The 20,564-nt window shown below is 68.3% G+C and carries 18 protein-coding genes and 4 pseudogenes; 12 read left to right on the forward strand and 10 right to left on the reverse strand.

What is annotated here, in order from left to right:
• Positions 1 to 21 precede the first annotated feature (21 nt).
• A complete protein-coding gene (locus tag ACWDA7_RS06430) occupies positions 22 to 1,179 on the reverse strand; it encodes a SchA/CurD-like domain-containing protein (RefSeq protein ID WP_450603039.1) in 1,158 nt (385 codons plus the stop codon).
• 271 nt (positions 1,180 to 1,450) lie between these two features.
• Between ACWDA7_RS06430 and ACWDA7_RS06435 the strand changes: the two are divergent.
• Positions 1,451 to 1,591, forward strand: a pseudogene (locus ACWDA7_RS06435) (FAD-dependent monooxygenase); the annotation flags it as partial.
• A 124-nt stretch (positions 1,592 to 1,715) separates the two neighbouring features.
• Positions 1,716 to 2,395: pseudogene (locus ACWDA7_RS06440) on the forward strand (FAD-dependent monooxygenase); the annotation flags it as partial.
• A gap of 22 nt (positions 2,396 to 2,417) precedes the next feature.
• On the opposite strand, the gene ACWDA7_RS06445 reads toward ACWDA7_RS06440, so the two are convergent.
• The gene (locus ACWDA7_RS06445; RefSeq protein ID WP_450603062.1) at positions 2,418 to 4,937 is read right to left on the reverse strand and encodes a SpoIIE family protein phosphatase; all 2,520 of its coding nucleotides are present in this window, start codon (positions 4,935 to 4,937) and stop codon (positions 2,418 to 2,420) included.
• A 333-nt stretch (positions 4,938 to 5,270) separates the two neighbouring features.
• Complete coding sequence (locus ACWDA7_RS06450) at positions 5,271 to 5,837, reverse strand: YbhB/YbcL family Raf kinase inhibitor-like protein (RefSeq protein ID WP_450603040.1); 567 nt, start codon at positions 5,835 to 5,837, stop codon at positions 5,271 to 5,273.
• A gap of 200 nt (positions 5,838 to 6,037) precedes the next feature.
• Between ACWDA7_RS06450 and ACWDA7_RS06455 the strand changes: the two genes are divergently transcribed.
• The 6 genes and pseudogenes from ACWDA7_RS06455 to ACWDA7_RS06480 all read left to right on the forward strand — a co-directional run.
• Positions 6,038 to 6,493 (forward strand): MarR family winged helix-turn-helix transcriptional regulator, encoded by a 456-nt coding sequence (locus ACWDA7_RS06455; protein WP_450603041.1) that lies wholly within the window; start codon positions 6,038 to 6,040, stop codon positions 6,491 to 6,493.
• 191 nt (positions 6,494 to 6,684) lie between these two features.
• Positions 6,685 to 7,014, forward strand: a complete 330-nt coding sequence (locus tag ACWDA7_RS06460; protein ID WP_450603042.1) for a hypothetical protein — start codon at positions 6,685 to 6,687, stop codon at positions 7,012 to 7,014.
• 45 nt (positions 7,015 to 7,059) lie between these two features.
• Positions 7,060 to 7,488, forward strand: a complete 429-nt coding sequence (locus ACWDA7_RS06465) for a hypothetical protein (protein ID WP_450603043.1) — start codon at positions 7,060 to 7,062, stop codon at positions 7,486 to 7,488.
• A 196-nt stretch (positions 7,489 to 7,684) separates the two neighbouring features.
• The gene (locus ACWDA7_RS06470) at positions 7,685 to 8,176 is read left to right on the forward strand and encodes a DUF2975 domain-containing protein (protein ID WP_450603044.1); all 492 of its coding nucleotides are present in this window, start codon (positions 7,685 to 7,687) and stop codon (positions 8,174 to 8,176) included.
• Positions 8,176 to 8,397, forward strand: coding sequence for a helix-turn-helix domain-containing protein (locus tag ACWDA7_RS06475; protein WP_450603045.1), 222 nt, complete (start codon positions 8,176 to 8,178; stop codon positions 8,395 to 8,397). Before ACWDA7_RS06470 ends, ACWDA7_RS06475 begins: the two co-directional genes overlap by 1 nt.
• A 25-nt stretch (positions 8,398 to 8,422) precedes the next feature.
• Positions 8,423 to 8,728: pseudogene (locus ACWDA7_RS06480) on the forward strand (tyrosine-type recombinase/integrase); the annotation flags it as partial.
• 322 nt (positions 8,729 to 9,050) lie between these two features.
• Here ACWDA7_RS06480 and ACWDA7_RS06485 read toward each other — a convergent pair.
• Together ACWDA7_RS06485 and ACWDA7_RS06490 are read right to left on the reverse strand one after the other, a co-directional pair.
• On the reverse strand, positions 9,051 to 10,889 hold the full coding sequence (locus tag ACWDA7_RS06485; RefSeq protein WP_450603047.1) for a hypothetical protein: 1,839 nt from the start codon (positions 10,887 to 10,889) through the stop codon (positions 9,051 to 9,053).
• Positions 10,890 to 11,243: 354 nt separating this feature from the next.
• Positions 11,244 to 11,783: pseudogene (locus ACWDA7_RS06490) on the reverse strand (ADP-ribosyltransferase); the annotation flags it as partial.
• 229 nt (positions 11,784 to 12,012) lie between these two features.
• Between ACWDA7_RS06490 and ACWDA7_RS06495 the strand changes: the two are divergent.
• Positions 12,013 to 12,234: a hypothetical protein gene (locus ACWDA7_RS06495; RefSeq protein WP_450603048.1), complete on the forward strand. Its 222-nt coding sequence runs from the start codon at positions 12,013 to 12,015 to the stop codon at positions 12,232 to 12,234.
• A gap of 413 nt (positions 12,235 to 12,647) precedes the next feature.
• The gene (locus tag ACWDA7_RS06500; RefSeq protein WP_450603049.1) at positions 12,648 to 13,196 is read left to right on the forward strand and encodes a tyrosine-type recombinase/integrase; all 549 of its coding nucleotides are present in this window, start codon (positions 12,648 to 12,650) and stop codon (positions 13,194 to 13,196) included.
• A gap of 213 nt (positions 13,197 to 13,409) precedes the next feature.
• Here the strand turns inward: ACWDA7_RS06500 and ACWDA7_RS06505 are convergent, their stop codons facing one another.
• A complete protein-coding gene (locus tag ACWDA7_RS06505; RefSeq protein ID WP_384356176.1) occupies positions 13,410 to 13,796 on the reverse strand; it encodes an ADP-ribosylation/crystallin J1 in 387 nt (128 codons plus the stop codon).
• Between the two features lie 317 nt (positions 13,797 to 14,113).
• On the opposite strand from ACWDA7_RS06505, the gene ACWDA7_RS06510 reads away from it, so the two are divergent.
• Positions 14,114 to 14,467 (forward strand): hypothetical protein, encoded by a 354-nt coding sequence (locus ACWDA7_RS06510; protein ID WP_450603050.1) that lies wholly within the window; start codon positions 14,114 to 14,116, stop codon positions 14,465 to 14,467.
• Positions 14,468 to 14,622: 155 nt separating this feature from the next.
• Here the strand turns inward: ACWDA7_RS06510 and ACWDA7_RS06515 are convergent, their stop codons facing one another.
• Entirely contained in the window at positions 14,623 to 15,135 is a 513-nt protein-coding gene (locus tag ACWDA7_RS06515) for a hypothetical protein (RefSeq protein ID WP_450603052.1), read from the reverse strand.
• A 405-nt stretch (positions 15,136 to 15,540) separates the two neighbouring features.
• Between ACWDA7_RS06515 and ACWDA7_RS06520 the strand changes: the two genes are divergently transcribed.
• Positions 15,541 to 15,942: a hypothetical protein gene (locus ACWDA7_RS06520; protein WP_450603053.1), complete on the forward strand. Its 402-nt coding sequence runs from the start codon at positions 15,541 to 15,543 to the stop codon at positions 15,940 to 15,942.
• Positions 15,943 to 16,179: 237 nt separating this feature from the next.
• Here the strand turns inward: ACWDA7_RS06520 and ACWDA7_RS06525 are convergent, their stop codons facing one another.
• The 3 genes from ACWDA7_RS06525 to ACWDA7_RS06535 form a co-directional block, all read right to left on the reverse strand.
• Positions 16,180 to 16,725: a hypothetical protein gene (locus ACWDA7_RS06525; protein WP_450603054.1), complete on the reverse strand. Its 546-nt coding sequence runs from the start codon at positions 16,723 to 16,725 to the stop codon at positions 16,180 to 16,182.
• A gap of 366 nt (positions 16,726 to 17,091) precedes the next feature.
• Positions 17,092 to 17,808 carry a hypothetical protein gene (locus ACWDA7_RS06530; RefSeq protein WP_450603055.1) on the reverse strand — a complete coding sequence of 239 codons (717 nt, stop codon included), beginning with the start codon at positions 17,806 to 17,808 and terminating at the stop codon, positions 17,092 to 17,094.
• Positions 17,809 to 18,032: 224 nt separating this feature from the next.
• Positions 18,033 to 19,640: a M48 family metallopeptidase gene (locus ACWDA7_RS06535; RefSeq protein WP_450603056.1), complete on the reverse strand. Its 1,608-nt coding sequence runs from the start codon at positions 19,638 to 19,640 to the stop codon at positions 18,033 to 18,035.
• Positions 19,641 to 20,564: the final 924 nt, after the last annotated feature.

Consider the following 20,564-nt stretch of genomic DNA (forward strand, 5'->3'; position numbering starts at 1 on the left):
CCACGGCCCGCGGGGTTCCGCTCAGGCGTCGGGCGAGGACCGGCGGTCGGTGATGGGTTCCATGCGAGCGAACGCGAGGAATCGCGCGAAATCGCCGTTCTCCAGCGCGGCACCGTCCGCGCCGACGGCCGCTTCGTCGAGGAAGGCGCTCATCTCGGCCGCCTGTGCGCGGTCCGCGAGACCGAGGGACAGGCCCGGGTCGGCGCCGACGTCGCCCCGCACGTCGATCAGCCGCACCACGATCTCGTCGCGCTGGAAGATCGTGCTGCTGCAGACCGGGTAGCGGGGATCCTCGGCTGCCGCCGCGTCCTGCTGGGCCAGCAGCCGGGCCAGCTGCATACCGCAGCCCTGCCGGGCCGGGTAGTACAGGGCGTGCCGCTCCGCATTCGAGCAGGACTGATCCCCCGTCACATGGTGCACGGCGGGCAGCGCCGCCCGGGTGAAGAAGACTCGGGCGGCCTCCGGGTCGTTGAGGTCCCGTTCGAGCTCCAGATACGGGTTGATGGCCTCCTCGACGGCCCGGATCTCGGGCTGCTGTGCGACATGGCGCAGCGCGGCGAGCAGATCGCCCTCCACCTCGATCGCCCGCACGACCCGGTTGCCGTGCATGAACAGCGAGGTGCGGCACAGCCGTGTGGTGTCGTCGACCTGCGCCTCGGGCGAGGCGTAGTCGGCGAGGATCTTGGCGACGACCTGCTCGCTGCCGGGCTTGACCGTGAAGGTGAGCGCATGACGGATCTTGCCGTCGCCGATCCGGGGAGCGACCTGGAGACGGCGCTCGGAGGCGCCGGCCCGCGCCTGTGTCCCGGTCTCGCGAACGATGTGGAAGCGCAGCGAACGGGTGTCCCGGACACAGCTGTGCAGCGGTCGCACCATCTGCACGTGCTCCTCGCTGTTCACCCAGTCGAGGAAGGGCGGGGCGCTCTCCCACTCACTGGTGATCAGCCACTGGGACGGATTTTCGATCGACTGGCAGAGCTGGTCACTCATGTGTCCGGGTACGGACGCGACCTGGCTGCACAATTGCTCGTACGCCTCCAGGAACTGCTGCTGAGCTCCGTCGTAGACATCCACCAGCAGCACGACACGCAGCCCGGAGCCGTCGAAGACGGACTGGGACACCCGTTTCGACACCTGTCGCGCCAGCGGTTCTGAAACACGTTCAGACGTTGTGGTCATCCTGGACACTTCTCCTTCACGAGGGGGCGGAGGCAACGTCGGGCCGCGGGTGACGCGACGTCAGCGTTCCTCGATCGTGTGCCGGTCGCAGGGAGTGCGCGACTCGTATGAACCACGTGGGTGACTGCGCAGGCGGACCCTCTCCCGGAGGGCACGGAAACTGCGGCGCGCCTCACACCCGCACCTCTTCCTCGGGAGGCAACCGATGCGTGAAGGAGCCGACCACCGGGTTCCGGTCCTCATCGCCGACGACTCCCTGATGGGCCTGTCCATGCCGCTTTTCCCGGGCCGCCACGGGGTGCGGCACACCCTCGCCGAGCGGCACGCCGCACCATCCGTCCACCCACGTGGACGCGGCAACTACGCCCGGACGATGGAACTGTTCCGGGTGCCGAGCATCGACGAGGACGGCGTCGCTACTGACGGACGTACGGCATCCTGCGGATCCGTCCCTGCGCGCCGACGGCGGCGAGTGGCTGTTCAGGCACATCGATCCGGACGGTGCGCTCGCGGAGTTCAGTCCCGCCTCCTGGCGTCTGTGCAGCCAGAACGACCTCGGATCCGTCCTGCTGCGCGGCGCCCGGGAACTCGGCGTCGGCCTCAGGTACTTCCACCACATGGAGTCCTTCGAACAGGACCCCGAAGGAGTGACCACGGTCGTGCACGACCGGAGCAGCCGACGGCGCCGCACGGTCCGCGGGGACTACCTCGTCGCGGCCGACGGGCGGCGCAGTCCGGTCCCAACTGCCGGCCGACGCGGTCGGTGTTCCATGCCGGTGACTGTGCCCACGAGATGCCCTCTCACCTGGGCCGCCGACTCGAACACCGGTATCCAGGACGCGCCCGACCTGGCGTGGAAGCCAGCCGCCGTGCTCGGCGGCTGGGCACGGACAAGGGCTGCTGGAGAGCTACGAGGCCGAGCGCCGGCCCTGTCCACCGGTACCCGCGCCTCCGCCCCCTCCGTGGAACACAGCCACCCGGGCCTCTCCCCGGTCACCGGCGCAGGACCCGACGGCACCCGGAGCGGCATGCTCGACGTCGCCCTTGGCCACCGCTCCCCCTCAGGGGCGCCGTCATGGGTGCGGATCCGGATCAGCCGGTGGTGCCCGCCCGGATGCGGCTGATCGGCGGACCCGGGAGCCGGGCCCCGCACCTGTGGCTTCGGCGCGCCGGCGCCCGGCTGTCCACGCTCGACCTGCACGAGCGCTCGATGGTGCAGACCCTTCGTTGACGGCATGTCACACAGTGAGCCCCCTGCCGGATTCGAACCGACGGCTTTCGCAGGACGGTCCGGCCGATCGGGAGCCGGATGTGCGAGGCAGGTCCTGTTCGACCCACACGACCTTGCCGCCCGATTCCAAGCGGGAGCCCCAGCTGCGGGACATCTGCGCGACCAGGCCGAGTCCGCGGCCGTTCTCGTCCACGGGGCTCGCGCGGCGCGGACGCGGGGCGTAGGCCTCGGTGTCGGACACCTCGCAGGTCAGGACCTTGTGCCGCTTCAGGCACAGACCTATCGGGCCGGAGGCGTGGTGGACGGCGTTGGTGACCAGTTCGCTGACGATCAGCATTGTGGAGTCCTTGAGATCCTCCAGGCCCCAGGCGCTCAGCTGACGGGACGCCAGGTTGCGCGCGTGGCAGACGGCGGTCTCGTCGGGCGGAAGCGTCCAGGAGGCCACCTGGCTCGGAGCGAGGAAGCGGGGGCGGACAAGGAGGAGAGTGATGTCGTCGCACGACGCCTGGCTCGGGAAGGACCTCGTCGCGATGTCGCAGAGGTCTTCCAGGGACCGGCCCGGTTGTGCCAGGGCGGTACCAAGGCGGTGCATCCCCTCCTCGATGTCGTGGTCGCGGGCCTCGATCAGACCGTCGGTGTACAGGGCGAGCAGGTATCCCTCGGGCAGTTCCAGCTCTACGGCCTCGAAAGGGTCTCCCAGCCCGATACCCAGGGGGGTACCGGTGGGTAGGTCGGGGAAGGTGACCCGGCCCTGCGGGTCGACGATCGCAGGCGGGGGATGTCCGGCTCCCGCGATGGTGCACCGGCGGGTGGCCGGGTCGTAGACGGCGTACAGGCAGGTGGCGCCCACGGTCGGCGGGAGCTGGTCCGGGGCGTCGACGTCTTCTTCCTCGGCCAGCCGCTGGACCGTGTCGTCGAGACGGGTCAGCAGCTCGTCGGGGGGCAGCTCCATGACGGCGAGCGTGCGCACGGCCGTGCGGAGCCTGCCCATGGTCGCGGCGGCATGCAGGCCGTGCCCGACCACATCGCCGACGACGAGGGCCACCCGCGCGCCGGACAGCGGGATCACGTCGAACCAGTCGCCCCCGACTCCGTGGTCCACATCGGCGGGCAGGTAGCGCGCGGCCGCCTCGACCGCCATGCCGCCCTTCAAACGATGGGGGAGCAGGTTGCGTTGGAGCGTGAGGGCCGCGGTGTGCTCACGGGCGTACCGGCGGGCGTTGTCCAACGACAGCGCGGCGCGGCTGACGAGTTCTTCGGCCAGGAGCAGGTCGGCCTCCTGGAACGGCACGGGATGCTCGGTACGCACGAACAGCACCACGCCCAGCAGGCCGCGGCGCGCGCGGATGGGAACGACCATCAGCGAGTGCATGCGGTTCTCCCGCATCCTCTGGGCCAGCACCGGGACGCCGTCGGTCCACAGGCCCGGAGCGATGTCCAGGGTGGGCTCCAGGTGCGATCTCCCCGTGCTCAGGACGGCGGCGAACGGTGAGGCGGGAAGCACGGGGACCGGCTCACCGCGCACCCACGGGGATTCCGGCACTCCTTGGTGGATCGAGGCCAGACCGGCCCGTCGGAAAACGGGGAGGCGCCCGTCCGTCGGCCCGATGCGGACCGGGGGCCCCTCGCCGAACGAGACCGACTGCTCCAGGTCCACGGCGACATAGTCGGCGAGCAGGGGCACGGCGAGGTCGGCCAGTTCCTGGCTGCTCTGCATCACGTCCAGGGTGCCGCCGAGGCGCGTGTTGACCTCCCCGACGACAGCGAGACGCTCGCGGACCTGCCGGTTCTCCGTGACGTCGGCGCTGATGATGCACACCCCCAGCGATTCACCGTCAGCGCCCTGGAGGCAGTTGAACGAGACCGCGAACGGGTGCTCCGGGTCCTGGTTCGTCGGCAGCCACGTCCGGTACTCGTGGACCTTCGTCGTATCGCTTTGGATGACCTGCCGCATCACCGCCTCGTGTGCTTCGGCCTTGGCACCGGGCAGTACCTCGGCGAAGCGGCGTCCGAGCCGCCGCTCACGGGCAATGCCGTCGTGGCTCTCCATCACGTCGTTCACGAAGGTGCACCGCAGCTGCCGGTCGCGAACGGCGACACCGATCGGCGCGCGCGCCAGGAGCAGCCCCCGCACCGATCCGTTCACCACCTCCCCGGACAGCGGGCCGGTGTCGGTCACCGACGCGAGCCAGCGCGCTGCTCCGCCCTGACCTCGCAACATCGTGATCCGCAGGCTGAGGTCGAGCACGCGGCCGTCCCGGTGGCGCACCGCCGTCACGCCTGGCCAGCCGCTTCGGGCACGGCACTGCTCGACGAACGCCGATGTCGTCGCCGCTTCCCCGAAGGACGGCAGCACCAGTGCGGCGGACCGGCCCACGACGTCCCGGGCGGAATATCCGACGAGGCGTTCTGCGGTCTTTGTCCAGCCGGCGACCGCCCCCTGCTCGTCGAGCAGCGCGATTACCGTGTCGGACATGTCGGACACAGTCAACTGCTCACCGAGTGTCGCTGCGTCGAGGGTGGTCATCGTCATCGAGTTGCTGCCCTCGGATGTCTGGAGGGCCGGCTGCACAGGACGCGAAAGCATGATTCGCCCCTTTTGGATGGATGACCAAATAAAGCCCTGTTTTGTGACAGCACCGCGGTGGTGGCCGATACAGCCCGGCCCGGGTCGATGTCACCCGTGAATGCCGAACGCCCCGGACCGATCATCGGTCCGGGGCGTTCGTACTGCTCAGCGGTGGAGCCCCCTGTCGAATTCGCCTCGTGAGCACGCGTCCGATGCCGAAGCGGCGTCGGGATGCCCGGAACGAATCCCCACGCCGGCGAGTGCCCTGGGGCACGGGATGTCGGGCAGGTGCTAGCGGATTTCGTAGGTCCCATCCAGTCGGGCGCGGCCGATGACGTGGCCGGAGATGGCCGCAATCACCTCATCGAGGGCGCAGCCGACCGGCAGCCCGGGGGCCCGGTCGAGGGCGAAGAGCTGGAAAGCATAGGCGTGGGGTCCGTGTGATCGGATCGGCATGGGTCCCGCCCAGCCGCGGCGGCCGAGGCCGCCTTTCCCGTGCCGGATGCCCGGAACCGGGCTGGGGTCGGCGAGGCCGTTCTCCGGGATGCCGTCCAGGGAAGGGTGGATACCCAGCGTGAGCGCATGGGTGGCCGACTTCCCGAGAGGGACGTCGGGATCTTGCACGATGAGCACGAGCTCGACGGTGCCGGCCGGCGGCCGCGTCCAAGTGAGGGCGGGCGAGATGTTCGCACCGAACAGCCTGCCGCGGTGCCTTTCCGGTATGGGTGCCTCGTGGTCGAAGGCGGGGCTGGTCAGAGTGAAGTTCTCCGGGGCCTGCAGGTCGGGGCGGGCCCAGACGAGGGTGTGGTGACCGGCGCGCCGGTTACGCAGTGCGACGCCAAGGGGGTTTGCGGGCATGACTGCAACTCCTCCTAACTGTGAATCTCGCTGCCTGTGAGCCTGGGTTGCGGCCGGCGGCCGGTCGGCGACATGAGCGCGGCCGTCGTCGCGTCGTCGCATGCCTCGGGGTACGGGGCACGGGGCACCGCGCAGTGAGCGCGGAACCCGCGCTCACTGTTTAGGTATAAGAAGGATCTCTTTAGGTATACTAAAGAACCATGGAGAAGAAGGCAACTGAAGATCAGCCCGCCGAGGCGGAGACGGCCGACCTCGGTGGACAGTTGCGCTCCGCCGTCGGACGCCTGTACCGCCGCTTCCGCAGCGAGCGCCCCGAAGGCAGCCTCGGAGACGCGGCACTCGCCGTGCTCACCCGTCTCCACAAGCACGGACCACAGACACTCACCGAACTCAGCGAGCACGACCGGGTCTCGCCTGCCTCCATGAGCCAGACGGTGAACCGCCTCACCTCAGCCGGCTACGCCGTACGCACCCGCGACCCGGACGACCGCCGCAAAGTACTCTTCAGGGCCACCGCAGAAGGCGACGAACTCGCCGGCGCCGCCCGGGCCCAGCGCAACGCCTGGCTCGACGAACAGCTACGCGCCCTCAGCGCCGAAGACCGCGCGGTAATCGCCCGCGCCTCAGCACTGCTCATCAGCATCGCCGACTCCTGAGTGGCCTTCACCACCCGCACCGGCCGCCGGATCCTTCGTTCCTCCGTGAGGCTCAGCCGGCCGTTGGAACCGCCTCGAACCTGGTCGGCATCGTCGTCACCCTTCCCACGCATCTGGTCCCATGCGGCAGGGCCAGCGTTGGCGCCGCGGCCCGGGGCGGGTGAGGTGAGGCCAACTCAAAGCAACCTGGCATGATCGCGTCGCCGCAGCTCACGCGCGGTCGGGCCTGTGAAAAGAGGACGATTATGGGGTTGCTGATCTCGGACGTATTCCTCATCGTTCTCGAATGTGGCCTGATGGGAATACAGCTTGTCGGTGTGATCCTTTTTCTTTTGAGTTTGACTTCGTTCGTCAGGCACTTCGCGACCGCGCGTAGGCGAAAAATCGGTGGCGGCTTGCCGGAAGTGACGCCGTGGACGCCGTATGCGCTTGGCGGCATCGGAATTTTCTTCCTGGTTCCAGCCTCAGTAGCGCTCTTTACCGGGAAGTGGCTAGGTGTTTTCGACACGTGGGTGGTGTAGGTGCAGCGGCTCTGGACGGACCGTCACCCCTGCTAACGTCCCCTCGTGCCTTCGGAGATACCGCGCCTGGTGGACGAACTCGTCACACGGATGAAATCCGGCTCCGCTCCCGCTTACCGAACCGCGATGAAGCGGCTTGCGGACACTGCTCGGGCGGGAGGTCCCGAGAGCCTGACGGCCGCCGTAGAAGCCCTCGCACCCTTGCTGCCGGGTCTCAGCGGGGACTTCGCCATGACCGCGGTTCTGGCGGGCGCCTGCGTCGAGTGGGGTGCGTCCCCCATGGCTCTCGTCGACGTGCTGCCGCAGCGTGCCTCGGAAGCCATGATGCTCAACGAGGTGGTGCCGGAATTCTGGGCCAAAGCAGCACGCGGGCGGCCGCTGCCCGAACCGGTGAGCGCCAGCAGCCCTGAAGCCGCCTCGTTCGGCCGACGCGACTCGGACGGTACCCGGGGCCTGGGCAGGGCCTCGGCGTAGTCCGGTGGCGTCCGATTTGTGCTTAAGCGAGACCGGCTTCAACAAGATCAAGTCGGTTCGTGCGAAGGCCATGCCATGGGAGGGACTGCGGCGTCTCGCCACGGTGCGAAACCGCCGCCCACCTCTCCGTCCCAGCTCTTGCTTCATCTATCGACATTCGATAGATTCCCATCGCAACTCGATGGAAGGATGGGTCATGGGAAAGCTGGCAGTACGTGCGCTGCGCGCCGTGCTCGTGGTGGTGCTCGCCGGCACCGTGTTCGTACAGGCAGGGATGGTGTGGGCGTTGGTCAGCGGGAGCGACCCGGAGGACGGGTCGCTCCCGCTGACGCCGCTGCGCGTGATCACCATCTTGGGCATGGTGTCGGCCCAGGTCGCCCTGGTCTGTGTATGGCGGCTGGTGACGATGGTGCGACGCGGAACCGTGTTCTCCCATGCCGCCTTCCGGTACGTGGACGGCGTGATCGGCGCGTTCGTGGCGGCTGCCCTCGTGTGGTTCGCGGTCACGATCATCAATGCGCCGGGCCAGCGGGACGACCCGGGCGTCACCGTCATCATGGGCGGGGTTGGCGTGGCCATCCTGGGGGTCGCGCTCATCGTGCTCGTGCTGCGGATGCTGCTCGCCCAGGCCGTGGCGCGCGACGCCGAAGCGGCACAGATGCAGGCCGAGTTGGACGAGGTGATCTGATGCCGATCGTCGTCGACATCGACGTGATGCTGGCCAGGCGGAAGATGTCCGTGGGCGAGCTCGCGGAGCGCGTAGGGATCACGCCCGCCAACCTGGCGGTACTCAAGAACGGCCGTGCCAAGGCGGTGCGCTTCGCGACGCTCGCCGCGCTCTGCGAGGCGCTCAAGTGCCAGCCGGGCGACCTGCTGCGCTGGGAGGCCGCGGACGCCGCGGGCGGATGACGTACCCCGGGCGGGCGTGAAAACGCCCAAGAGCGGCCGGGCCCGCCCCGTGCCTCTCCTGCTGATCTGCCCGGCGGCGCTGCGCTGGCACCGGATGCGACAGACCGAGGCGGCTCGGCGAAAGGGAGTCGGGCGGGCCCCGTCCTCATACGTGTTCACCACCCGCACCGGCCGCCCGATCGCGCCGCAGAACATCAACCGATCGTTCTTCCGGATCACAGCGGCCGCCGTCCTTCGGCGCATCCGCCCGCACCAGGCTCGGCACGGCTGCGCCACGCTCCTCACCGCGGACGGCGTGGCTCCCCGCGAGATCCTCGGTCACAGCCAGATCCACGCGCACAGGAAGTTCTCCGCGCCGGCCTCTGCAGGGGGTCACCGCGGTCGCCACTGCGCTGACGGCCAAGCCGAGGTCTTGGAGGTTCGTCGTCAGGCGGCGCCGGTCGGGCTCGGGCTTTCCCCCTGAGGTGGCTTCATCGCGGGGGCAACACCGGCACCACCGGGCCCTTCGGCTGGGCATCGCGTTCCCCGTTCACCCGGATGTGGACCGGATGGAGGCGGAGCTCCTCGTGGCACGTGGCCAATCGGCCGCAATGGCGAAGGGCGCCTCGGAGGTTTCCGGGGCGCCCTTCGCGGTGGTCGTCGGAAAGGGCTACTCAGCGCACGTCCACGTAGTCGTGGTAGCTCTCGGCGTCCACGTAGGAGCCGGACGCGAGGTAGACCCCGACCCAGGTGCCGTCCTGCTTCGCCGTGAAGCGGGCGGTGAAGTGGCCGTGTGAGTCGGTCTTGACGGAGCCCAACTGCGTCCAGGACTTTTTGCCCTTGGCCTGGAAGAGGATGTAGACGCGCTGCTTGCCGAACGCCACCCACTTCGTGCCGCTCAGCCGCTGCAAGGTGCCGGTGGTGGTCACGGTGTGGCCCTTGCGCACCGGCTCGGGACCGGCGTTGAAGCCGGTGATCCTGGTGGCGGTGCGGTTGAAGTGCACGGAGTTGGAGTAGCCGGACTGGTAGTCCGACGACCCCGCCGAGTACAGCCGCCAGTAGCCCTTCGGCACCGACACGTACGCGTCGAGGTTGAAGGTGCCGTCGGACTTCGCGGTGAACCAGCCGAGCGACTTCCAGCCGGACTTGCCGTCGGCCGACTGCTGGAGGTACAGCTTCCGGTTCGGCGGCACCTTGCCGTTGCTGCCGTTCATGCTGCCCTGGATGTGCAGGTTGGAGTACTCGTCAAGCCAGCTCGAACAGAAGCAGATGTTGGTCCGGTTGATGACGTCGACCTTGAACTGCGCGTGCGAGGCGGTCAGATACGGGTCGGCCAGGTAGCTGTCGAGGCTGGTCTCCACCGTGAACGTGCCGTCGTTGGAAAGCAGGTACGGATAGGTGAGCGTGAACCGCCCGTCGGCACCGCTGGTCGCCGTGGCGTAGTAGCCCATGTCGAGCGCGACGCCCTTGGCCGGGCGCCAGGTGCCGTCGTACAGGTACTCCACGACCCCGGATGAGGACGCCTTGGCGCCGTACTTGATCTGCACGCTGGAGTGGTCCAGCCGAATCCGGCTCGGGCTGACCACGACCGGCAAGGTCTTGCTGTCGACGAGCACATAGGTGTTCGTGCCGTCGGGGTTGGCGATCCAGAAGGAGAGCGAGACCGGCACGGACGTGGCGTTCTCGCCGTTCAGCCGCGGCGCCACGTCGATCGCGTAGCTGCCGTCGGCGGCGGTGACGGCGCTGTAGGCGTTCTCGGCCGTCACACTCAGCGTCTTGCCGGCCAGCGGCGAGGTGTCGCCGGTGATCGGGTCGAAGACCGAGATGCGGCCGCTGAGCGTGACGTGCGTGTGCTCCACGTCGAGCACGGCAGGACTGATGCTGCGGTCGGCGAAGACCGGCTTCGGCTCGACGTCCACGGTGGTGGCGTCCGCCGCCGAAGTGCTGTCGCCGTCGCTGTCCTGGGCGCTGACCGTCACGTCGTAGCTGCCGTACGAGGGCAGTTGCGACATGCGCGGCGAGCGCCAGATGCCGTCCTGCGGCGTGCCGGAGACGAGCGTGAAGCCGGTGACTGCGACGGTCGCCGGGTCCGCGCCGTGCAGCTCCGTCAGCTTGGCGGACACCTCGGTGATCGCCGAGTCGGAGGAGACGGCGACCGTCAGGAAGCCGGCGTCGGAAGGGTCGGAGCCTACGTTGCCGAACACCGGGGCGCCGGTGCCGTCGGCAGGCACGCTGCTGCTCGGGGTGGGCGTCGGGTCGCCGGAGGGCGGATCGGACGGGATCGGTTGGGCGGGGGTCGGGGTGTCCGACGGTTCGTCGATGGGCGGGTTGGACGGGGTCGGGGTGTCCGAAGGAGTGTCGGACGGGGCGCTGGTGGGCGTGTCCGCCGCCGTCGAATCGGCCGTCGGGTTCGTGGTCGCGGTGGCCGCCGGGTCCTGCCCGGGCGTGCCGCCGTCGGCCGCGTACGCCAGCGCGGGCGCGGCGAGGAGTGCGGCGCCCAGCGCGGCGGACATGGCCGCCGACACCAAAGAGCGTGTTCTCACTACTGGATTCCCCCCACGGGAATGGCGCGGCCTCGCTGCCTCGGATATTCGGAGGCGGGCCGCGCTCTTTGTACGGTTGCTGTGAACATCACGCAACACGTCGAACTCTAGTGTCTGCCGCCGACACGGAAGCAAGGGGTTTGTTGAACCGCCCGAGGACCTCACCTGCCCCTGTCTGCAAGGTTGTTGAGAATCCTGCCCAGAGGGGTCCGCTGGTGTCAGGGCGACCCGATGACGACCGCTCATGCCCAGTCTGGCGGTACGTCCGGTACGTAGTCGGGATCCGGGCCCACGAGGCCCATCGAGTGATCCAAGATCTCAGTCCGCACCCGACGCCGCACCGCCCGCGCCGCCGGTGAAGACCGTCGTCAGGACATTGAAGGTGACCGCACCCGCGGCGCGAGCCGGGTTCTTTCCCCACTCGTCCCACGCCACCAGTGCCTTGCCTGTCTCCTTCATCGCCGTGCGCGAATCGCGCAGCCATGACGGCAGCTTGTCATCCGGCATGAGCCAGAAGGCCGTCCCCACGCCCGGGATTGCGGTGATCGCCAGGCCGGTCGCCAGCTGGGCCAGGCCCTTCCACGCCTGCCCCATGGCGTCCCAGCCACCGAAGCCCACCAGCGTTCCCAGAGCCTTGATCGTGCCCCAGATCCCGTCGACGATGATCCCGTCCCATACGAACGACTCCACCCAGTGGCCGACCTCGTACCAGTGATGCTTCTCCTCCACAGGATCGCCCCACGGGAGCTTGGCGTTCGTCATGTCGGCGGCGCTGAACCCGTACTGGTTCTTGCGGTCCGAGCCGTCCCCGGCGACCATCTGCGTGCCGCCCCACAACGCCGTGATCTTGTTGTGGCAGGCCCGCGGCCTAGGCACTCGCGCTGGAGTGCACCAGGATGCGTCGCAGTTCCTGCGACGCATCGCTCTTGCGCAGGCCCTCCCAAACGAAGGCATAGTCTTCCACCACGCGGTAGCAGCAACGCTGTTCGGCGTTCCTGCCCTGGTCACAGTCGGCCGTGTACGGCCAGCCCTAGCCCTCGAAGTCGTCCCGGTGATCCGCTGGGCCACCTCGCTCCGAACGGCGGCGATTCCCGTGGCGACTGCCGCAGATCATCAAGGTGCCGACGCCAAGTGGCTGCTGACGGAGGAGACCTCCTGGAGCCAGGTCAACGCCTTCCCCCACCGCGAACCCGCCGTCCCCGGGGCCGCCCAGGTGGACGGCTGCCTCGTCGCTGCCGCCATAGCCCATGGCGACCAGCAGGCGCAGGACCGCCTTCTCCAGGAACTCCGTGGCAGGACGCCAAGACCCCCTTGAAGGAAGCCCGCGCCCTGCCCACGCATGTGACCCCGGCACGCAGTTGAGGATGCGCAACACTCTCTCCGGCGCCCTGGACGAGCCGTGGACGAGAAGCTGATCTCCGAGAACTGGACGAAGGGTGTCGTCCTGCCGAAGTACGTCCGTCCCAAGCCCCTTGTGTGGACACCGGCCCGGATCGAGGCGTGGCGTCAGACCGGCGAGAAGCCCGGCAAGGTCATGGTGTGGATGCCCGAGCAGACAGGCGAATTCCTGGACGCCGTCGCCGGGCACCGCCTGTACCCGATGTTCCACCCGATGATCTTCAGGGGACTGCGCCGCCGCGAGGCTGCCGGCCTGCCGTGGGCGGAGACCGACCTGTCACACGGCACCGTGTACATCAGCGAGCAGCTGGTGGTCGCGTCATACGACGTGTGGGAGGACACCCCAAGAGCGAGAGCGGCGAGCGGACGATCAAGCTGGACTCGGAAACGCGGACGCTGCTGGAACTGGGGCGCGAGCGGCAGGCCGGGGAGCGCGCCGAGTGGGAGGAGAGCGCCAAGGCGTGGAAGGACACGGGCCTGGTGTTCACCTGGGATGACGGTCACGCCTACCACCCGGAGCACCTGTCGCAGACGTTCACGCGCCTCGTAGCGAGGCTCGGCCTGCCGCTTGCGCGGCTGCACGACCTGCGGCACTGCGCGGCGACGCTGCTGGCCGCCGGTCTGCACATGAAGGCCATCCAGAATCTACTGGGGCACGGCTCGTACTCGCTGACCGCCGACACGTACACGTCGGTGCTGCCGCAGTTCGAGGACGCCCAGGCCGAGGCTCCGCTTGCTCTGGCCCGCGCAGGTCCCCGGCGCACCGTGACGTTGCTCACGAGCCGGACGCGGAGGTCGGTGCTCCCGCGGCCGAGAATCCCGCCGGCGTTCCCAGCGACGACGCCGCGTGACGCCTCGTTCCCATGGCGTTCCCATTGACGCTCAACAGGCCCACCGGAGATGGTCTCCGATGGGCCTGTTTGATGCTCCGACGCAGGTCAGAGGGTGAGCCCCCTGTCGGATTCGAACCGACGACCTTCGCTTTACAAGTTCGATCCAGGGAATGTGCGAGCTGCCCGGACTCGTGCTTCCCGGGCGGTCGCGGGTCGAGCTCCGGCCGCCCGGATCCGTCGTCGTCCGGTGACGTTGATGTCAGCTGGTGATGTCAGCCGAGGCGGTGGCCCGGAACTCATGCACGACCTCAATCAGGCCGACGATGTGCCGGTTGAACTCCTCCAGCTCTTCCGCTGGCACCCACAGCTCCAGAATCGTCTGACCGCCCGCCTGGCGCACCGGATACCGCTTCACGAACTCCGCGTCGACCTCGAACCGGGTCACGTAGCCGGATCCGGACGCGGGCACGTTCCAGTCGCGGGCGATGCGCACGGCGTAGTCCTCGTTCAGCACGGGGTAAAAGATGGGCTGCTCGGGCAGACGCGGAGGCCAGGCGGTCCACCCGGACGCCTCGACAAGGGCCAACTCCTCGGGACCGGTCGGACGCCACAGCGTCACTGTCGCTCGTGCCTGCTCATTGGTCATCGTTCGCTCCCCTCCACCGGGCTGGCGGGCGGCTCACCGTATCGGCCCCGACTCGTCTTGAGCCAGCGAGTTCGGTGTCCCCCGCCATCGCAGAGCGAGGTGGGTCTATAACCGCTTTAGGAGCGAGGTGGGGCGAACACCGGCCTGACCTGTGGATTCCCCGCCTCGGATGGAGTGGGCGGCGCGTCCCCCTACGCACCGCGATTCCCCCTGGCTCCCCGCCCGTTCTGGCACGAGAGTGGCACGGGCCCCACGCAAGGGCACGATCGGGAGGCTAGGCTCCGCGTTCGGAATGGAGTGGGGGAGTCAGGAGCGCCATGTGGGACGGGCCTTTTTACCGGGTGCGGCGGGACGGGTACGAGATCTGTTTCGTGCCCGATGCGGGCGAAGCGCTTGAGGACATCTGCAACGTCGACATGTGGGTGATCTTCGCGGACGGGCTCCGGTGGTCAGGGACCATCTTCACGCTCGCTGAGGTCCAAAGGCTCATGGACCGGTGGGCGACGACAGGTGAGGAGCTGGGAGGAAGCTTCTTCACCTGCTGGGACGGGCTCATCGTCCGTGACGCCGGTGTACCGGCCATGGTGAGAGTTGTGGATCACCTGGTCCAAGCAGGTGAGTACAAGACTGTGTTCCGCTCCGTAGGCCGCGCAGACTCTGACGCGGACTGATCTCCTGAATGCGAACTACCGGCAGGGCGGATGCGGAGGTCTGCTCGGCTGGTCAGCCGGTCGGCTGTGGTCGGGGTGGTTGCTGTACTTCGCTGCTGTACGGACGCGTTGTGCCCTGATGCGACATCTCCCGTCTACTGGTAGCTCTGCACCGGTCAGGCTGTGGGGAGTTCGCGCTTGACGAGGCCAGCGCTGACTGCCTGGTGGTCATCTATCCCGACGCGGTGGAGGAAGGCCCACCGATCCAGTTGTGTGCAGGCCCAGTCGGGGTCATACGCAGCGGTTGGGAGCTGCGGGACGCGCTTGCGCCGAGTCTCGTCGAGTCGGTAGGGCTCCTCGAATGCCTCGTTCCAATCTCGAATGGCTGGGGTGTAACGCTCCTCGGCCTCGGCGGCGCTGATCCCTAGGTAGTCGGCGATTTGCGCCCAGGTGCTGCCGCGTTCCCGTTCGTAGATGACTGCTGATGACAGGGTGCGTTGCGCCAGTTCAATCAGCTGTTGTGCCTGACTGGCCCGGCCGCCGAGACCGGTGTCCGTGTCGTGGCGTGTTCCCACGAGGCCGGTAGCGCTGTCGGCCACCGTCGTCGCTTGGTCGCTGAGTACGAGACGGGCTAGTGCTTGCCGGGTGTACAAGGACCGCTCGTCGTCGTAGGGGGTCGTCTCAGACATGAGGCACAGCGTTTCACAGGCGCCTCGAACAGTTCTTCTGGAAGTGATGGGTCAAGTCTCTGACGTGCGGTTGCCCACCTATGCCATCTTCCTGAGCTGCGCAAACGCCGGGGCCGGTTGTCATCGTCTGTCAACGTTGGTTTGCCTCGCACGGCCCCCAGACGGCCCGGCATGGCAGACATGGTCGATCACGGGGCAGATTTCACCACGTGCCCCAACGCGATGAGACCGGGTCCGATGACGATCAACGACGGATGATCAAGTCCGCTCATTGAGGTCGGGTTTACGATCCACGGCATGGCTGGCAAGACGATGTTCGGCTCCGCCGGGCACTGCTCATGTCGAGCGGGGAACTCAAAAGGCCCAGGGGCATGGACCGTCCCGTACGACCGCTAACCTCTCGGCGTGACGAGAGAGCAAGGCGCCGAAACTGTCCCGATTCGCCGTGATGCGTGGGGCGTGGTCGTCTCCGTCGCCTTGCGTGCTCTGCTTGGCCTTGTTGTCTGGGGAGTCGTGACTCTGGCGCTTTGGCACTTCGAAGACGGGGTCGATAGAACACTCACCTACGCGGTCATTGTGTTCGCCGCTGCCCCGATGCTCGGGCTCTACATCGCCGAGCCTCCACGCCGGCGCGTTGGATGTGCCGTCGCTCTCGTGGCCGTGCTCGTGATGGCAGTGCTCGGCTTTGCAGTGCAGGCGTGGCTCTGCCCCACGCTCCATGTGGGTTTCCAGGTAGGTGAGATTGTCGGGGTACCCGTTGGTGCAGCCCTGTTCGCTTTGATCGTCAGCCGGGCAAAGGCTGCCTGATCGCTTACCTGGGCCGCTGATCGCTCGGTACCCGCAGATATGGCAGCCAGTGATCGAGCGGCGGGGTCCGCTCGGCGTGGCTGATCCCCTCGATGCGAACTATCGGCTGCTCGGTCGCTGAGGTCTGCCGGGCTGGTCGAGCGGTTGGCTGCGGAGGGCGTCGGCCATATGCGGTCACGGCGGTTGCCGTACTTCGCTGCTGTACGGCTGACCGCAACCGAGCACCCGGCACGAGTCCTACGGCGTTGAAACGCTCACACCAGGCTGGTCGTTCGGATCGCTCGGGTACGTGCCGACGTCCCAGAACCGCCACGAGTCCGTCGACGACGGGTTCGCCAGGTGGATGTCCAGCTCCTGCCGCACGCCGTCCGCGTAGCGGATCACCACGGTGGCGTCTGCGCTGTCAACGTCATCGTCCCGGACGGTTACTGTCGCAGTTCCGCTGTTCACGTCCTGTGTATGGGCGAAGTCGGCCGCGGAGAACCCGGTCGGGCCGTCATTCTCCCGGGCCCGGACCACTGTGCGGAGCTCGCTCGTACTGTGGTGGGCGATCGCGCGCAGATAGCAGCGGATGAGTCCGGCCTGGTCCGGGTTGGCCTTTTTGAGGTGGACGGGCCAGGAACACGACGGTGCCGCTGCATCAGGCCCTTGGGCGAAATCCTGGATGGTCAGCCACGGATCGGGCACGAGCCACCTGCCCAGCAGCACTCCTGCCGCTACGGCCACCGCAGCGAAGACGACCCAGCCCCTCATGCGCCACCAGGACCCCGCATCGACGTTCATCCCGCCCCTTCCGGCCGCCCTCGCGGCACGGGACGCGCTGCCGCTGATCGCCGTACTTTCGCATCCCGTCAGCCTCGGCCGCCAGTCATCCAGCTCCGCAGGACTCGCGACGTCCTCCGATGTCATTCCACCCCACCGCAACGGACGCCATAAGCGCGTGATCTTGATGACTTGAACCTGTGGCCTCTTCCTTATCAGGTCGATCACCGGGGACCGTCGACGTCGGCCAACCGGTCCTACCCCTCGGCAGATCGTCCATTGAGGTCCGACGTCGACCGCTGCTGTTCGCGCTTGTTGGTGTCAGTCGCTGGTGTCAACCGTCGTGCGCGGTCTTGACAAGTGCGGCTATCCCGCCGATCACCGCTTTCAGAATGGCGGGTCGTCGGAATAGCCGTCCGCCCAGGGGCGATCCATCGGTTCGGGACCTGAGATCCGCGGGTCGGGTAGGGGGCCGGGCTCTACACCCCAGGTCACGAGGCACCGCTTAGCAAGGTATCGGTAACCCCGGTAATCGCTGGTGCTTAGCGTGCTGCGTACCAGCGGCACGAACTCCGGGATGTGTACGGCCAGCTCTGGCACGGCGAGCGTCATCGCAGCTGCGTGCACAGCAGCTTCCCGGATCAGAAGGTCCGCATCGATAAGGTACGGCCGCGCCGCCTCGTAGATCAGCGGGAGGATGGCACGCACCGCGGCGACGTCGTCAGGTTTGCCAGGGCCGTCTTCGTCGTAGGTCGCGTCGTCAGCGAGGTCACCTAGCCATTGCAGGAGTGCCGCGCGCATGGGCCGGCGGCGCTCCTCGTGGAAGTAGACCCCCAAGGTCATCGTTCGGGAGTGGCCGAGGATGGCGATAACGAAGCGAGCGGCCGGGGCGGTGGCGCCATAGATGCTGTTCTGGTGGGTCACGGCCTGACCGAGGTTGTGTACGGCGGTTCGCTGAACATCCTCGTCGTCATCCAGTAGCCCCGCCAGAATGACAGGGGTCGCCGGGGCTGTGTTAGGGCAACAGTGGTCGACGCTGCTCCAGTCCGTCTCCAGGAGGAGTGCCCAGGGGTCGATTGCCCCGCTGCCATCGTTGATTGTCACGGCCCAAGTGTGGCCTGCGGGCCTCCCTCCTTCACCCACCACTCAGGGGAGCCGACGAAGAGCGGTGTTGCGGGTGACGGAATGAGGATGGTTCCGGAGAGCGCCCCACTCTGTTGGGGCAAGAGCCGCCTCTACGCGGTTCAGCGATTTCCGGATCCTCGATCAGAAACCCCGCCATGCTGCCTACCGCATCTGTTGTAACGCAGCCAGGGGTCGAGCGGCGGCTACGGGGTCACGCGGTCGGTGCCGGCGAGCAGGGTGCGCAGGGGCGTGGTGTCGGGCGTGTCGGCGACGACCGCATCGAGTGCGTCGTCCATGGCCTTTTCCCACTCCTCGGGCAGGGCAAGTCCGGGGCGTCCCGACCACGCGATGTCGGGGGCGGCGTGTCCGGCCTTGGCGAGGCGAAGATGGACCATGCCCGCGAGCCCATCGAAGACCTTGGGCCGGATGAAGTTGCGGGCCGACAGCCCAACCAGTCGCGCCGCTTGTGGCGGCTTGGGCATGCGGTCGGCAACCGCCATCCACAGCAAGCCGCGGTCGAACGCGTCGAGCACCTCCTCCAGAGCAGGCAACTCGGCGTCGTCTTTCTGGGCCGGGGCGCCCCGGCGTGCGGGCGCTGTCTCGTCAGCGCCTTGCGCCTCAGAACGCAGCGCCCTGGCGACGGCGAGCCGCAGCGGCCGGGACCAGCCCTCGGCGTCGACGACCGCGCGGGCCATGACGAGGTCGTCCCAGCTCATGCGCTGCAGTCGCGCCGCCTCGGCCGGCAGCGTGCGTGCCTCCAGCGCGGCGAACACCTGGCCCGGGTCGCGCAGCAGGGTGAGCGCAGCTGGCGCGTCGGGCGACCCGTCGGCCCGCTCGTCGGCGGGGAGTTTCTCGATCAAGGCGATCCGTTCGGCGGTCGGCGGGTGCGAGTCATATTGGTGCGGCCGCGGTGGACGCTGCCTGGCTGAGAGGGCGGCGAGGCGTTCCCCCGGCCGGGCGGCGAGCAGCCGCAGGAAGCCGCCGTGCACTTCGCCCACCGGCGGCAGAGCCCCCAGCGGCTTGCCTATCTCGGCGTACGTCTGCAGGTAGTGGGTGTGCGCGGAGTCGAGGACTGGAAGGGCGCGCAGCGCGGCGGCCGTCGCGTCACGGCCCGCGTGCCGGGCGGCCACCTGGTCGGCAGCAAGTTCCTGGTGGCGGGCCACGGACTGGGAGGTTCGCAGGAACATGCGGGCGTAGCCGAGGTACAGGGCGCCGATCGTGTGGTGCAGCGGGGTGCTGCCCTGGCTGAATACGTCCACCGTGTGCAGCACTGCCGTCCGGCCGCGCATGGTGACGCCGCCGAGCCGGGTGTCGAGGTTGGCGTAGTGCCCGAACTCGTGGGCGAGGACGGCACGCAGCTGGGGGACGGTCAGCCCGGCGAGCAGCGGGAGGCCCAGGAGGATACGGCGCCGTCCGGGCAGCAGCCCCAGCAGGCGACTCTGTTCGGCGACGCCTGCGTTGACCTCGGCAACTAGGTAGAGCTCGTCCGGCGGCCGCTCCCCTATCTCCTTGGCGGCGGCGCGCACCTGTTCCCACAACTCGGGCTGGTCCTGCGGCGTGACCTCCACCGCGTGCGGCACCGGACCCAGGCGCCCGGCTCGCAAGAAGACGAACATGCCCCGCAGAATCGCCACCGCCAGCAGAACGGTGACGGCAAGGACTATGCCCTCGAGCCACGCCGCCCGCGCGGTGAACAGTTGCGTCACCAGCAGCCAGTCGAGCACCGCCATGGCCACCAGCAGAACCACGCCCATCAGATAGAAGCCGGCCAGCAGCACGAGTGCGCGGACAGCGCGCAGCCGGAAGGTCATCGGAAGGTCCCCCCACAGGACTCGGCCGGCCCGGACGAGCCAGCGACGCCCGCGGATCTTACTCCCAGCTCTCCGGCTGCCCCCGGTACTCTCCACGCACGACGGACACCGCGCCCGCACCGAGACCCATACCCAAGCCCGCCGCCGGATCGCGGTCGTCTCTTCCACTCCGCTCCATCTACATGGAAGCACTGGAAATCCCCAGGGCCTATCGCGGGATCTTCACACGATCAGAGGCGCGTTTGACCAGGTCAGCGCATTCCGTCGGTTACCCACTCACCCCAGCTCCCATCCCGTCCGCCGTCGACCCGCACACCGTGGAGCGGGCGTGGTTCAGGGGCGTCAAGGTGGAGCGCGCCACTGTACGAACGACCTTGACGCCCCTGGGCCGCGTCTGCTCGGCTCTGCCTGGGTCGACGGCGGACGGGATGGGAGCTCCCCGCACGCCACTACGTGCCCGCGGTCGGCGACGGTGCCCCGTCCATCCCGGTGCCGGCCGATCCCCCGCCGGAGGCATCGTCTTGTCCGTCAGGTGAGCAATGCGGTGCTCGACTCATGGCCACCGGCCCTATCCACATGTGGGCGCGCGTCGGCGCAGCGTGGGCGGAGCGGGCCGAAGGCAGGAGCGGCGCCCGCAGCGGAGCCGGGAAGCGCGCCCGGCGGAGCGGAGCGCAGCCGGGGCTTGATGAAGGTAGGGAAAGTTCTATCCCGTCTACTCCAGCATGTACTCCAGCATGCAGCCCCGTGGCCCCGGTGAACCGGGCGCTCCAGCTCATGACGTGGCTGTATCGATAATGGCGAGCGCCTGGGATGCCATGGTCGAGCACTGAGAAGCCATCCGCTTTCCGAACGTGATCCTTTGGTTCGGTCTGGGTGGGCATGAACTCCGGCTGGCGGCGGGAGAGATGGGCGTGGTTCGTCCGC

This window comes from Streptomyces sp. NPDC001156, assembly GCF_053598275.1.

What these genes read in the sequence shown, in the direction of transcription:
- ACWDA7_RS06430 (WP_450603039.1), bottom strand. Translation starts at nt 1,179, where the DNA reads ATGACCACAACGTCTGAACGTGTTTCAGAACCGCTGGCGCGACAGGTG.
- ACWDA7_RS06445 (WP_450603062.1), bottom strand. Translation starts at nt 4,937, where the DNA reads ATGACCACCCTCGACGCAGCGACACTCGGTGAGCAGTTGACTGTGTCC.
- ACWDA7_RS06450 (WP_450603040.1), bottom strand. Translation starts at nt 5,837, where the DNA reads ATGCCCGCAAACCCCCTTGGCGTCGCACTGCGTAACCGGCGCGCCGGT.
- ACWDA7_RS06455 (WP_450603041.1), top strand. Translation starts at nt 6,038, where the DNA reads ATGGAGAAGAAGGCAACTGAAGATCAGCCCGCCGAGGCGGAGACGGCC.
- ACWDA7_RS06460 (WP_450603042.1), top strand. Translation starts at nt 6,685, where the DNA reads ATGATCGCGTCGCCGCAGCTCACGCGCGGTCGGGCCTGTGAAAAGAGG.
- ACWDA7_RS06470 (WP_450603044.1), top strand. Translation starts at nt 7,685, where the DNA reads ATGGGAAAGCTGGCAGTACGTGCGCTGCGCGCCGTGCTCGTGGTGGTG.
- ACWDA7_RS06475 (WP_450603045.1), top strand. Translation starts at nt 8,176, where the DNA reads ATGCCGATCGTCGTCGACATCGACGTGATGCTGGCCAGGCGGAAGATG.
- ACWDA7_RS06485 (WP_450603047.1), bottom strand. Translation starts at nt 10,889, where the DNA reads ATGTCCGCCGCGCTGGGCGCCGCACTCCTCGCCGCGCCCGCGCTGGCG.
- ACWDA7_RS06505 (WP_384356176.1), bottom strand. Translation starts at nt 13,796, where the DNA reads ATGACCAATGAGCAGGCACGAGCGACAGTGACGCTGTGGCGTCCGACC.
- ACWDA7_RS06510 (WP_450603050.1), top strand. Translation starts at nt 14,114, where the DNA reads ATGTGGGACGGGCCTTTTTACCGGGTGCGGCGGGACGGGTACGAGATC.
- ACWDA7_RS06515 (WP_450603052.1), bottom strand. Translation starts at nt 15,135, where the DNA reads ATGTCTGAGACGACCCCCTACGACGACGAGCGGTCCTTGTACACCCGG.
- ACWDA7_RS06525 (WP_450603054.1), bottom strand. Translation starts at nt 16,725, where the DNA reads ATGAACGTCGATGCGGGGTCCTGGTGGCGCATGAGGGGCTGGGTCGTC.
- ACWDA7_RS06535 (WP_450603056.1), bottom strand. Translation starts at nt 19,640, where the DNA reads ATGACCTTCCGGCTGCGCGCTGTCCGCGCACTCGTGCTGCTGGCCGGC.